The following is a 12,965-nucleotide window of genomic DNA, read 5'->3' on the forward strand; positions in this document are numbered from 1 at the left end:
AAACCTTGTACCGTGGAGATTGTCTAGCCGTCCCAAACCACATTTGTGTGAGTAGACAGGTTTGGTCTCTAGACGGCTCGCTACTCACACACCGTGACCACGTGGGGCTCGTCTACAGGGTGTTAAATTATAATAACTGATTATCGCCCTAATTACAAATCTGGACTAGAGGTGCTTCTCCGTGAGTAAGACTGGCGAGGTCAAGTTAAGGGTTCTAGAGGCGAGAACCAGCGACGTCGGCAGGAAGATCGCGAGGATGGACGAGAGAGTAATGAGGAGCCTCGGTGTAGAGTCAGGCGACTACATCGAGGTCATAGGGCCTAAGGGCTCTGTCATAGTGAGGGTACTCCCCGCTAGGCCCGAGGACGCTGGGAGGGAGGTGATAAGGCTAGACGGCTACATAAGGAATAAGATCGGTGTCGGGATAAACGAGTACGTCACTGTGAGGCCCGCTAAGATCGAGCCGGCTACAAGGGTCGTCTTAGCACCCGTGGCGCCCGAGGGTTACGGTTTCTACGGGATCTCCCTAGATCCGAGCTACGTGAGGCGCCTCCTACCCCCCTACACGCCTGTGAGCAGGGGGGAGATAATCGTAATACCGTTTTTCGGCATGGAGTTGAAGATGGCTGTAGTGAGCACGCACCCTACGTCGAACGTGTACATAACCGAGAACACTGAGATAGTGGTCAGAGAAGAGCCTGTGAAGGGGGAGGCCGTCGCCAGGGGGATACCCAGAGTCACATGGGAGGACATAGGCGACCTGGAAGAGGTCAAGGAGAGGATCAGGGAGATCGTCGAGCTCCCCCTTAGACACCCAGAGCTCTTCAACAGGCTGGGTATAGAGCCCCCGAAGGGGATACTACTCTATGGTCCCCCCGGTACCGGCAAGACACTCCTAGCCAAGGCACTGGCCAACGAGATCGGCGCCTACTTCATAGCGATCAACGGCCCGGAGATCATGAGCAAGTTCTACGGTGAGTCGGAGGAGAGGCTTAGAGAAGTGTTCAAGGAAGCCGAGCAGAACGCCCCGGCCATAATCTTCATCGACGAGATCGACAGCATAGCTCCGAAGAGGGAGGAGGTCGTAGGAGAGGTCGAGAAGAGAGTTGTAGCACAGTTGCTCACGTTGATGGACGGTTTGAAGGAGAGAGGCAGGGTCATAGTGATAGGCGCCACTAACAGGCCCGACGCGCTGGACCCGGCTCTAAGGAGGCCGGGCAGGTTCGACAGGGAGATCGAGATACCGCCACCCGACAAGAGAGCTAGGAGGGAGATCCTCGCCGTCCACACCAGGAACATGCCCCTCGCCGAGGACGTGGACTTGACTAAGCTGGCCGAGATCACGCACGGTTACACGGGGGCAGACCTAGCAGCGCTAGTCAAAGAGGCGGCTCTCGCGGCTTTGAGGAGGTTCGTGAAGGAGGAGAACGTCGACCTCAACCAGTCTATACCTGCCAGCAAGCTTGAGAAGCTCAAGGTGACGATGGGTGACTTCCTGAACGCACTCAAACTCGTACAGCCCTCGCTGATCAGAGAGGTCTTCGTCGAGGTACCTGAGGTCAGGTGGAGCGATATAGGCGGTCTAGAGGACGTCAAGCAACAGCTCAGGGAGGCTGTCGAATGGCCGCTCAAGTACCCTGAGATCATTAGCAAAATGGGTATAGAGCCCCCGAAGGGGATACTACTCTATGGTCCCCCTGGTACTGGTAAGACCCTGCTGGCCAAGGCTGTTGCGACTGAGAGTGGTGCTAACTTCATCGCTATCAGAGGGCCCGAGGTACTCAGCAAGTGGGTGGGCGAGTCCGAGAAAGCAGTAAGAGAAGTGTTCAGGAGGGCCAGGCAGGTCGCCCCGTGCGTGGTCTTCTTCGACGAGATAGACTCGATAGCGCCAGCTAGAGGAGCGAGGTACGACAGCGGCGTCACCGACAGGATCGTGAACCAGCTACTCACCGAGCTCGACGGTATACAGCCCCTCAGGAAGGTTGTCGTGATAGCGGCCACCAATAGACCGGACATACTAGACCCCGCACTACTGAGGCCAGGCAGGTTTGACAGGCTCGTCTACGTGCCCCCGCCGGACTACAAGGCTAGGCTCGAGATCTTCAAGGTGCACACGAGGAGAGTCCCGTTGGCGAGCGACGTTAACCTGGAGGAGCTAGCGAGGCTCACGGAGGGTTACACTGGCGCCGACATAGCCGCTGTCGTGAGAGAAGCGGTGATGCTCGCCTTGAGGGAGAGGCTCGAGGCCAGGCCTGTGGAGATGAAGTACTTCCTTAAGGCGCTCGAGGTCGTGAAGCCGAGCCTGACAAAGGAGCAGATCGAGGAGTACGAGAGGCTCGCTTCGGAGATCAAGAGAATGAGCGGTGTCACTAGACGCGCCGCCCCCTCTCCATACGGTTAGACGAGGCTAGACCAGTTGGCAGGAGAAATACCCTCGTCGTTCAATAAGCTTTTGTCTACTATTGGGAAGAGCGAGGAGTTCCTAGTCAAGAGGAGGCTTAGGAGCCTACTCGTCATATCGGGCTCCGACGGCGAGAAGCTGGGGCACCTGGCCGCGAGGGCTATCTCCTACCACGAGCGGGTTAGGCACAGGTACGACAAGAGGAAGTACACTGGCCTGTACGTCTACCACGACGAGTTCCCCGAAGCAGAGTCCATGAAGGAGGTCTTCGAGGGGCACGCCAAGAACTTCAAGTACACCAAGTTCGAGTTCGACGTCTACGAGAAGTCGGAGAAGTACCTGGGCAAGACCTACTCCTACCTAGTCCTAGACCTGACCAGGGACTTGAAGCCTAACGACATAGGCAAGTTGACCGGCATAGTCGAGGGAGGAGGGCTCGTAGTATTCCTTACGCCGAGCTGGGAGGACTGGGACAGCCACTTGACGATATTCAAGCAGAACCTGACCGTGCCGCAGTTCCCGGAGCCGCGTCACGTGTTCATAACCTGGTTCAAGAGCAAGCTACTGGAACACGAGGGCGTGGCCGTATACGACTCCGACGAAAACAGGGTGCTGAAGAAGTTCGCTCTAGACAAGGAGAAGTACAGCGAGGCGGCGAGCCGGGACGTAGTCATGCCCGAGGAGACGCTCTTCCCTAGAGAGCTCTACGAGCTCGCGTTGACGAACGACCAGGTGAGAGTCGTCGAGCTGATGGAGTGGTTCTACGAGAAGCCTAAGGGCAAGAAGGTCCTCGTAGTCACCGCTGACAGGGGTAGGGGGAAGAGCTGTGCCGTCGCGATAGGCTCCGTGGGTCTAATACACCTGCTATCCAAAGTCAAGCCCAAGCCGAGGGTGCTAGTGACCGCCCCCTCGCCCGGTAGCGTACAGTCTTTCTTCACCATGGCCGCCACCGCCTTAGACGCACTGGGCTACAAGTACGACGTCGTCAAGAAGGGCGGGGACGTGATAGAACTGAGGAGTAGCAGGTTCAGTATCGAGTACTGGGAGCCTCTCTCCGTGCCGAAAATCAAGGCAGACCTCGTCGTGGTGGACGAGGCCTCCGGTATACACGTGCCCATGCTGTACAAGATATGGGAGGCCCACAGAAGGACGGTCTACGCGACTACGATCCACGGCTACGAGGGTGCGGGTAGGGGCTTCTCTGTCAGGTTCTTGAGGAGGGTGAAGAGCGACAAGTCCACCGAGGTGCTGGAGTACGAGATGACGGAGCCCATACGCTACGGTAGGAACGACCCTGTAGAGGTGTGGTCCTTCAAGACCCTCCTCCTAGACGCCGAGCCAGCCGAGCTCGACGAGGACGACCTGAGAGACATCGACGAGAAGAACCTCGTCTACATCTCCTACGACCCATCGTATCTATTCAGTAAGAGTGGTGAGGAGGAGCTCAGGCAGCTCTTCGGCATATACGTCCTAGCCCACTACAGGAACGAGCCAGACGACCTCGGGATGCTGGCTGACGCCCCACACCACTTGATCAGGGCTGTCAAGACAAGGTCGGGGAAGATCGTCTGCGCTATCCAGATAGCCGAGGAGGGCCCGATACCGGAGAGCATGGTCGACGAGCTCTTGAAGGGGGGTAGGATACCCGGTAACATAATACCGGACAGGTTCCTGAAGCACACCAGGCTCCGGGAGTTCGGCGAGTTAAAGGGATGGAGGATCGTCAGGATAGCGACACACCCCAGCGTCCAGGGCAGGGGGATTGGCAGCTGGGGGCTCAAGAAGCTGATCGAGGAGGCCACCCTCAGGGGCCTGGACTGGGTCGCCTCGGGCTTCGGAGTAAACGAGGAGCTACTGAAGTTCTGGGTCAAGAACGGGTTTAAGACTGTTCACATAAGCCCCGACAGGAACCCCGTCAGCGGCGAGTACACGATACTCGTCGTGTACCCGTTGAACGAGAGGACGAGGGGGTTCGTCGAGGTGTCTGAGAGAGAGTTCAAAGCCAAGCTACTACTCAGCCTACCGATAAACTACAGGGACATGGAGCCGGACGTCGCGAAGCTACTCGTCGACTCGACGCCCCCTATACTCGAAAAGCTGGACAAGAGCTACCTCACTCCTATACAGATGGACAGGCTATGGGTCTACTGCTTGGGCCCTATGACTTTCGAGGCGGCGGCGGACCTCATGTTTAAACTAGCTAACCTCTACTTCTCGCTCCCGGCCGGGTCGAGACCGCAGCTCTCACACCTCGAGGAGTTTGTCCTCTTGACTAAGGCCCTCCAGGGGAGGAGCTGGGAGGACCTCGAGGAGATCCTCAAGAAGCCGGCTAAGGACCTCCACAAAGTGGCACACGACATAGCCTGCAAGATGTTCGAGTTCTTGACAGGAGTTAAACCAGAGGACTACAAACCGGGTATCAGGCTCGGGGACTACGGTGGCGGTAGGCTACTCTTCCTCTAGCTCCTCGTCTCCGTAGAGCTCGAGGTTCTTTCTCAGCTCGGCCTCTAACATCTTCCTCATGACCGGCGCGGGTAGCGCGAAGTCTCCACGCGAGAGAGCGTGGGGCCCCACCACGACCATCCCCTTCCCGTCCACGATGTCGATCTCGAAGACCCTCTTGTCGTGGTCTGTCTGCCTCATCTTCTCAATGACTACGAACCTCTTCAGGTAGCCGCCGACAAGCCTCTTCCTAAACCTTATTATCCCGTCGGCCACGTGCTCTACTCCGAACCCGAAGCCGAGGCTCGTCGTCACTGCGTACTGGCTCGTGAGGACCGTCGTGAAGTCCCACTTACTTAAAACCCTCTTCACGTGGTAGCTGTACTTCCTCGCCATGGCGGGCTTGTCGAGCCAGAACGCGCTCATCGAGTCTATGACTAGCCTCGTGTGGCCGTGTCCAAGGTACTTCTTGGCCTCTATCACCATGTTCACCAGCTCCTCGACGTCGAGGTCTCTCAGGCTCCAGGCGTCCCCTCTATCCCCCATGAGCGCGTCGATCACTACTAGGTCGCCCCTGTTTATGGCCTGGAGGAAGTCCATGTTGAACGCGGCGGCCTGCCTTATAATGCTGGCCCTGCTCTCCTCTGTAGTGACGTAGATCGCCTTCTCGCCGTTCACTAGGCCGGCGTTGACGAAGTGTAGCGCGAAGACGGTCTTCCCTGTACCAGGCTCGCCGACCACGGCCACTGTGAAGCCCTTGGGTATCCCGCCTCTCAGGATCTCGTCTATCCCGCTGACACCAGTCGACAACCTCTCAACAGGTGTAGACACCGATTATACCCCCCTTGTCTGTATTCTTGTTCTAGAAGAGTATTTACTTTGACGCGCATGCGGTGTACCAAATGACTATCGTGGCTAGAGTAGACCCCTTGAACCCGGACGAGGCGGTGATCGAGAGGGCCGCCGACGTCATCCGGAGAGGGGGCCTCGTCGCCTTCCCCACCGAGACGGTCTACGGGCTCGGCGCCAACGCCTACAACAAGTCCTCGGTGCTCAGGATCTTCGAGGTGAAGCAGAGGCCGGCTGACAACCCCCTTATTATACACGTCGACAGCCTCGACATGCTACACGAGGTCGCAAGGGACATACCCGAGGAGGCCTACAAGCTGATGTCGAAGTTCTGGCCCGGCCCACTGACCCTTATACTGCCGAAGACGGAGAGGGTCCCCTACGAAGCGACGGGCGGGCTCGACACGGTGGCCGTCAGGATGCCCGCGCACCCCGTCGCGCTGAGGCTGATATCCAGGTCTGGGGTCCCCATAGCCGCACCAAGCGCGAACTTGTCCGGTAGGCCGAGCCCGACGAGGGGTGAGCACGTCGTCGAAGACCTATACTCCAAGGTGGAGATGATCATAGACGCCGGTGAGACCCTCTACGGTGTCGAGTCGACTATTGTAAACCTCCTCGTGAAGCCCCCGGTCCTGCTCAGGCCGGGCGCTTACCCGGTCGAGGAGATCGAGAAAGTGCTGGGGGTCAGAGTACACGTACCGGGCTTTGCGCGCGGGCTCTCGGAGGCTGAGATAGCCCTGGCCCCGGGGATGAGGTATAGGCACTACGCCCCGGAGACCCCGCTACTCCTCGTCGAGACAGGTCGATACGACGAGGAAGGTCTAACGAGGCTAACCCGTAAGGTGGTCGAGCTGGCGAGAGAGTTCGGAGAGGGGAGGGTCTGCGTCCTAGCCTCACAGGAGACTCTGGCCCGTTACAGCGGGCTGGGCGTCGAGGTCCTCAACCTGGGTAGTAGGAGCAACCTCTACGAGGTAGCGCACAACCTCTTCAGCGCCCTGAGGAAGATCGACGAGCTGGGTTGTAGAGTGGCCATAGCGGAGGGGTTCCCCGAGCAGGGGCTCGGCCTCACTATAATGAACAGGTTGAGGAAGGCCTCGTCGAGGCGTTTCTTCACCTGAGAAACTTCACCTCCAGGTTGTAGCCGGGCAGGTACCTGGCTACTACACCCTCTATCTCCCGTGCGATCGCCTCGTTCAGCTCACGGGACTCCGCGTAGACCCTGACCTCTACCAGGTTGTAGCCGGGGTAGAAGTGGAGGCTCGCCACGAACCTGCCCTGGTACATGACCCTCATACTGTACGAGTGCCTCTCAGCCCACAAGCCCCTCTCGCGTAGGTCTCCTATCATCTTGTTGAATACCCTCGGGTGTATGCCCTGTGGGACGTAGCTCAAGAGCGGGCGCCTCGTAGTCAAGGTATATTACTCGAGGAGGGGATAAGTTTGACTGAGTGATGTGGCTCGAAAGGCCTGAACCGTGATGACCCCGCGCAGGCCTGACACCAGGACCCTCGTAGTGGGCTTGACCGGAGCTAGTGGTGTGAGGTACGGTCTGAGCCTCCTAGGAAACATCTCCCTGGCTAGGAGGGTCTACGACAAGGTCTATGTCGTCTACACGGGTAACGCCGCCGAGGTGGCCCGCCTCGAGGAGGGCGTCGACCTACCCGAGTACCTGGACAGGCTCAGCGGCCTAGACGGGGTCTACCCCAGTAGCGACCTCTCCTCGGACATAGCCAGCAGTAGTAACCTGGTGTCCACCGACATGGTAATAGTCCCCGCCTCTATGAGCACTGTCGCCAAGATAGCCCACGGCATCCAGGACAACCTCCTCACGCGTGCCGCCTTGGGGGTCCTGAGGCTGAGGAACAAGCTAGTCCTGGTACCGAGGGAGACCCCCCTGTCCCCCGTGGACTTGAGGAACCTCTACGAGCTCTCGCTGATGGGTGCCGTCGTGGTCCCGGCCATGCCTGCCTTCTACATCAAGCCAAAGAGTGTCGACGACATGGTCTTGTTCGTGGTCGGGAAAATCCTCGACGCCCTAGGGATCGAACACTCCCTCTACCGAAGATGGTCTCCAGGAGGCTAGGCTACCTCAGCCACCTGTCGTCGACGTCCTCTATCGCCTGGATCTCCTTGAAGAGCTCCTCGTCCGACACGGGCTTGACCTTCTTCTCTAGCGCCTTAGCGCACTTCCCATCCGGCAGTAGCGCGTTCAGCCTACAGGACGCGTACTGGCACTCGCCCCCGATGCACTCGCCGCCCGTCAGCCTGCACATCGCAACCCTGAACGTCTTCCCCCTGTAGGACTTCGTAGTCACGAAGAGCGCGTTTCTCGTGCACTTGAAGAGCGGGCACAACGGATTGCACTTGTCGTCTATCGGCATCGGTACCTGCCGCTCAGCTTGTTGCCTGGGGTTGAAGCCCCCTTCTCTCCCGGGTCTTCTCCAAGCCAATAAAAAGCACCTCGACAGCTAGCCCTGCTACCCACCCTACGTTTTGAAACATGTTTATCCTTATTATTAAGGCTTCCACCAACTAAACAACAGGTAGTTGATAGTGTTCTTCTCGTCTACGATTGCTACTATGAGCCTCTTCCTCACCGAGTGGAGGAGCCTCCCCATCCTCACTATCTCGATAGGGTCTGTCGATTCGTCTTTACTGTACACCTGGACGCCGTAAGGGGCGTGGTCTATCCCCGGCCCGCGCCTGTAGACTAAGTAGTCGCAACCGAATTTGAGGCCCCTCCTCACGACGAACCCTCTCTCCCTCAAGTCTTTGTAGACGACGTATAGCTCCCTGAACCTGTTGACCCTCTCTAGGCCGATCGAGTACAGCTCCTCCGGGGTGAGAGGTGTGGGCCCGTCGCCTCTATCGGCGTAGACCCTCAGGAGGTTTTTCTCGAGTAGGTAGAGCGCCTCTATGAGAGAGAGCTCTAGGGGTGCCTGGTCGCTCCTACTCCTCGGCTTCTCGATCCCTAGGAGGGAGCCGTAGTACGAGCTCCAGTATATCGCAGAGCCGCATGCAGGGTCGGGTACTATTACCCGGTTGTGTAGCAGGATAGAGAAGCACTTGGTCACGTCGACGCTGTCTTCAGGAGTGCTAGGAACCGTATCTCCTCACCGATGAGCTTGGCGAAGTCGCATATGTCCTCGACGAAGTCGACTATCTCCTTACCGACCATGAGGGCTACTATGTTCCCCGAGTGGAGGGTGTACAGGCTGAAGGTGGTGTTCCTGTACGTCTCGTCCGCTAGAGCCTCTAGCTTGCTCACTTCGCTGCAGTTGCTCAAGCTCTTCCTGGGGTTGAGCCTCAGTTTCTCCAGGGAGTCTCTTATCAGAAGCATTTGCTTCCTCGCGGTCTTCACCAACTCGATTACGCTCTCGACTATCTTGCTGTCCAGTCTTATGTTGTTCTCCTCCAGCAACATGAGCCTGTAGCCCGCGCCGTCGGACAACTGGGCTATCTTGTCAAGCCCCTGGGCCACGGCTATGTAAGACCTGGCGTTCATTAGGGCTTCACCCAGCCTCATGAGGTACTCCATTATCAAGACCTTGCCGTCCTCCACCTTGTTCTTCAAGTCTCTTATCTTGGGGTAGACCCTCGAGACACTGTTGCCCCCCGCATAGGCTTTCACGGCCTCCTCTAGTACTGCCAGCACGTCCTCGACGTCCCTCACCATCATGGTCAGGTAGTCTATGCTGTTCATCTCCGCTATCGATGTCTCTGCTGGCATTATTTACCCCGTGTAAGTTTACATGTCAAAGGGTATATAAAGAACTCCAAGTGAGTCTATGAGAGTCGCCGTAGTAGACGCGCTAGCGAGAGGTAAGGGGTCTAGGTACTCCACCTTCGACGTCGTGGGGGCGGGGCCCCGCGTCGTAGCAGGCATCGTAGCTACCCTGGGCTACAGCGTGGGGCTACACACCTACGAGGACGTGTTACTCGGGGGAGCTAGGCTCGATAGAGTAGACGTCGTCATGATAAGCGCCATGTCTACAGACGCCGGCGCTGTGAGGGCCCTCTCGGACTACGTCAAGAGGAGGAACAGTAGAGCCGTGGTAGTGGTTGGCGGGCCCATAAGCTTCTCTTGGAGGAGGCTACTGGAGACGGTGGGTAGCGTCGACTTCGTCGTGCTGGGGGAGGCCGAGCCCGTCCTACCCGTCCTCCTAGACAAGATGCGGGAGAGCGGCGCCGAGGGCTTCGACCCCAGGGGGGTCCCAGCCCTCGCCTACAGGTCGAGCAACGGGGCCAAGCTGACCACGCCGCACTTGTACGCGGCTGTCGAGGAGATCACGAGGTTCGAGCACTGGACTAGAGTCGACCGCGTCTACAGGCCTGTCAAGGTCTACAGGTACTACGTCGAGGTGGTTAGAGGCTGCAGCAACTTCTACAGGCCCCTGCTAAGGGAGCTCGGTTGCATCAAGTGCATGCTCTGCCGCCACCCGGACAGTGCGAGAAGGGTGAGCTGCCCCGTCGACATACCCCCCGGCTGCGGCTTCTGTAGCGTCCCCTACATGTTCGGCGCCGCCCGCTCGATCCCGGTGGAGTACGTGAGGAGAGAGGTGGAGGGGCTGGTCGAGAGCGGCGCTAGGAGGGTCGTGCTGAGCGCGCCCGACTTCCTCGACTACGGTAGGGACTGGCTAGTGAAGGGCGTCCTGGCAGACCCCTGCAAACCCCCAGCCAACGTGGACGCTATAGAGGGGCTCCTCTCCGCCCTCAGCGACGTCGGGGTCTTCAAAACCGGCGAGGGCGCCCTGATGATAGAGAACATAAAGGCCTGCCTGGTCGACGAGGGAGTGGCGAAAGTCCTCGGCAAGTACCTGAGGGGCACCACTGTCCACATAGGGCTGGAGACAGGCGACTTCGAGTACAACAGGGACGTACTAGGTAAGCCGATAGGGCTGGAGCACGTGGTGAGGGCCTCCAAGCTCCTGCGGGAGGCGGGCCTGAGGCCCTACGTATACTTGATGTACGGGCTCCCATTCGAGGACGCGAGAGTGTACCGTAGGACGCTGGAGGGGCTGAAGGCGCTGTCCGAGACCGGAGTGGAGAAGATCACCCTCTACAAGTACACACCCCTCCCCGGCACAGCCTTCGAGAAGCTGGGTAGGCCGGTCTTGTCCGGTAGCGAGAGAAGAGCGGTGGAGGAGCTGAGGAGGGCGGTCAACGAGTACAACCTGGCAATGAAGAAGAGCCTGCTCGGTAGCGAGCTGGAGGTCTACCTGCTCTACAGCAACGGGAGGTTCTACGGGTACCCGGTGAAGCACGGGCCCGTGGTCTTCGTGGAGGGCGTACAGTCGAGCAAGTTCAGCGGGTGTAGGGCCGTCGTGAGGGTGACTAGCGTCAGGGAGAGGTACGTCGTGGGGGGCCTCGTTAGAATAGCCTCCTGCTAGTAGAGGGCCCGGGGAGTGGGCCCGCGGGGATTCGAACCCCGGACCTCCGCCGTGTGAGGGCGGCGTCCATACCAGGCTAGACGACGGGCCCTAATTATTTTCATGGTTGTTCACGGGTTTAATAAACGTGAGCGCTGACCGCCTACTTCCCCCCGCTCTTCTTCTCGGAGAGCACGAGCTCGGCGAACCTATCTCTCACGGGCTCGTAGACCTTCCTGTAGAACTCCTGTGGGTCTAGCAGGACCCTCTCGGGGAACCCCCTCACGTACTCCACGGCGGCCTCCCAGGCCTTCTCGTAGGGGATCCCCGCCATTTCGATCTTGTAGGCTATGTTCCTGTCGTAGTCCTCGGGCGTCTGCTCCACTCCCCCCATTGTGTAGTAGCCGCGGGGCGAGACCTGCGCCTTCTCACCGCCCAGCGAGTCCCAGCGGAGTTCCTCGTCCCTGTACGTGCTCCGAGCCGAGGCGCTAAAGGCCTCCCTGACCTTGCTCATGAGCCTCCTCGACGAGGGACCGTAGTACTTCGCCCACGCGTAGAATATGGCCCTGTTAAGGCCCCAGCTCTTCGCCTTCTCCAAGTCCCCCCTCAACACGTAGTAGCGGGCCGCCTGCAGTAGCCCCATTACCTGGAACCTCCCCAGCTTAGGCACGTTGACCGGCTCCTCGGGGGCCGGGGGCACCACCTCAGCTCTCCTCTCCACGGGCTTCTCGACGGAGATCCTCGTGTGCTCGCCCCTACCCCTCTTACCGAGGGCTTTAAGGGCCTCCTCGACTAGGGGGTCCGCCTCCCCTCTCCTGAAGCTCCTCCACGCCTGAGGGTCGTGGCGGGGGTTTGAGGGGTTGGACCACTCGGGGTCGAAGCCGTCTATTGCCCCTGGCTTGAAGGCGACTGCTACCCTGTTCTTCTCCCTGTGGAGGCTTAGAGGGGCTGTGAAGACCCTCTTCGGGTTCACGATGTTCTCGACCTTGACGCAGCCGCCGCAGCCCTTTATAACCTCGAGCAACTTCTCCTCCAGGCTCACGAGGGTGTACTCGACGAGCGCCCAAGCCGCCTCCACGGGGCTGGCCTTCCTCAGCGAGTCTTCGATAGCGTTCTCGTTGACCCTGACGTGGAAGCCGTTACCGCTCCACAAGACGTACACGCTGTCCTTGACGCCCCTGTCCTCGAGGAAGCCCACTATGGTCTTTACGACCTCGACCCCCCTCCTCCACGCCACCCCGAAGTCCTCGCCCTCCAGGTCAACGTCTATGAAGGGGGTCGCCCTCTCGACGTTGAGCTCGTAGTCGTCCTCGACGTCGCGCCTAGACTCCAGCCTCTTGAACACCTCTATACTACCGTAGACGCTCCTAGGGTTCAACTTGACGTACTTGGAGAACAGGGCGTAGACGTCCGAGGGCCTCGACAAAGCCAGGGGCCTGTCGCCCTCCCACCTAACCCACTTCTTGCCGACCCCCTCCAACCCAGCCCAGCGCCCCTTGAGGAAATCGAAGACCTCCTCCTGCACGCTCCTCCTACTGTAGTAGGCGAGAACCGCCAGCGACAGAAACAACCCCTCCAACAGACTAATCCTAGTTCGTACCGTGAAAAAGTGGGGGCCCAGCTACCAGAGCTGAGGTGATAGTGCTTGCCACAGTATTTTACGGTGACCCAGAAATTATTGTGAGGGCTCAGAAAATGGCCCCTGAGATCGTAAAGCCCCTGCGAAGAGCTGGGTCCAAAACCTCGAAGTCTCCGCGATACACAGATCTGCTCTAACAACACCCGCCTTAGCAAAGACCATTAGATGTTCCAAAACAAAATCCTTTGCTTCGCTTGTTTACAGGTAAACCTCATTCTTGTATGTTGAAGAATGTTGAATTTTACTATACATGCTTTCTCGTTGT

The 12,965-nt window shown here is 58.7% G+C and carries 11 protein-coding genes and 1 tRNA gene; 5 read left to right on the forward strand and 7 right to left on the reverse strand.

What is annotated here, in order from left to right; all coding sequences use genetic code 11:
- Positions 1 to 181 precede the first annotated feature (181 nt).
- Both TCELL_RS00835 and TCELL_RS00840 read left to right on the forward strand, forming a co-directional pair.
- Positions 182 to 2,401, forward strand: coding sequence for a CDC48 family AAA ATPase (locus tag TCELL_RS00835; RefSeq protein ID WP_014736833.1), 2,220 nt, complete (start codon positions 182 to 184; stop codon positions 2,399 to 2,401).
- A 15-nt stretch (positions 2,402 to 2,416) separates the two neighbouring features.
- On the forward strand, positions 2,417 to 4,864 hold the full coding sequence (locus tag TCELL_RS00840) for a tRNA(Met) cytidine acetyltransferase TmcA (RefSeq protein WP_014736834.1): 2,448 nt from the start codon (positions 2,417 to 2,419) through the stop codon (positions 4,862 to 4,864).
- Here TCELL_RS00840 and TCELL_RS00845 read toward each other — a convergent pair.
- Positions 4,850 to 5,674 (reverse strand): KaiC domain-containing protein, encoded by an 825-nt coding sequence (locus TCELL_RS00845; protein WP_014736835.1) that lies wholly within the window; start codon positions 5,672 to 5,674, stop codon positions 4,850 to 4,852. The genes TCELL_RS00840 and TCELL_RS00845 overlap by 15 nt on opposite strands.
- A 71-nt stretch (positions 5,675 to 5,745) precedes the next feature.
- Here TCELL_RS00845 and TCELL_RS00850 point away from each other — a divergent pair, with 71 nt between their 5' ends.
- The gene (locus TCELL_RS00850; RefSeq protein ID WP_014736836.1) at positions 5,746 to 6,810 is read left to right on the forward strand and encodes an L-threonylcarbamoyladenylate synthase; all 1,065 of its coding nucleotides are present in this window, start codon (positions 5,746 to 5,748) and stop codon (positions 6,808 to 6,810) included.
- On the opposite strand, the gene TCELL_RS00855 is transcribed toward TCELL_RS00850, so the two are convergent.
- On the reverse strand, positions 6,803 to 7,084 hold the full coding sequence (locus tag TCELL_RS00855; RefSeq protein WP_014736837.1) for a hypothetical protein: 282 nt from the start codon (positions 7,082 to 7,084) through the stop codon (positions 6,803 to 6,805). The genes TCELL_RS00850 and TCELL_RS00855 overlap by 8 nt on opposite strands.
- An 85-nt stretch (positions 7,085 to 7,169) precedes the next feature.
- On the opposite strand from TCELL_RS00855, the gene TCELL_RS00860 reads away from it, so the two are divergent.
- Complete coding sequence (locus tag TCELL_RS00860; RefSeq protein WP_014736838.1) at positions 7,170 to 7,775, forward strand: UbiX family flavin prenyltransferase; 606 nt, start codon at positions 7,170 to 7,172, stop codon at positions 7,773 to 7,775.
- A gap of 1 nt (position 7,776) precedes the next feature.
- Here TCELL_RS00860 and TCELL_RS00865 read toward each other — a convergent pair whose 3' ends face one another.
- The 3 genes from TCELL_RS00865 to TCELL_RS00875 all read right to left on the reverse strand — a co-directional run bounded on the left by TCELL_RS00865 (position 7,777) and on the right by TCELL_RS00875 (position 9,422).
- Positions 7,777 to 8,142, reverse strand: a complete 366-nt coding sequence (locus TCELL_RS00865; protein ID WP_202945691.1) for a hypothetical protein — start codon at positions 8,140 to 8,142, stop codon at positions 7,777 to 7,779.
- 66 nt (positions 8,143 to 8,208) lie between these two features.
- Entirely contained in the window at positions 8,209 to 8,766 is a 558-nt protein-coding gene (gene endA / locus TCELL_RS00870) for a tRNA-intron lyase (RefSeq protein WP_014736841.1), read from the reverse strand.
- Positions 8,763 to 9,422, reverse strand: a complete 660-nt coding sequence (locus tag TCELL_RS00875; RefSeq protein ID WP_014736842.1) for a DUF47 domain-containing protein — start codon at positions 9,420 to 9,422, stop codon at positions 8,763 to 8,765. The genes endA and TCELL_RS00875 overlap by 4 nt, the downstream gene beginning before the upstream one ends.
- Before the next feature lie 58 nt (positions 9,423 to 9,480).
- On the opposite strand from TCELL_RS00875, the gene TCELL_RS00880 reads away from it, so the two are divergent.
- The gene (locus TCELL_RS00880; RefSeq protein ID WP_014736843.1) at positions 9,481 to 11,082 is read left to right on the forward strand and encodes a B12-binding domain-containing radical SAM protein; all 1,602 of its coding nucleotides are present in this window, start codon (positions 9,481 to 9,483) and stop codon (positions 11,080 to 11,082) included.
- A 16-nt stretch (positions 11,083 to 11,098) separates the two neighbouring features.
- Here TCELL_RS00880 and TCELL_RS00885 read toward each other — a convergent pair.
- Positions 11,099 to 11,173 (reverse strand) — tRNA-Val (locus TCELL_RS00885).
- A 51-nt stretch (positions 11,174 to 11,224) separates the two neighbouring features.
- Positions 11,225 to 12,640 (reverse strand): bifunctional DNA primase/polymerase, encoded by a 1,416-nt coding sequence (locus tag TCELL_RS00890; protein ID WP_014736844.1) that lies wholly within the window; start codon positions 12,638 to 12,640, stop codon positions 11,225 to 11,227.
- Positions 12,641 to 12,965 lie beyond the last annotated feature (325 nt).

It is taken from the genome of Thermogladius calderae 1633, from assembly GCF_000264495.1.
GTDB classification, from domain to species: domain Archaea; phylum Thermoproteota; class Thermoprotei_A; order Sulfolobales; family Desulfurococcaceae; genus Thermogladius; species Thermogladius calderae.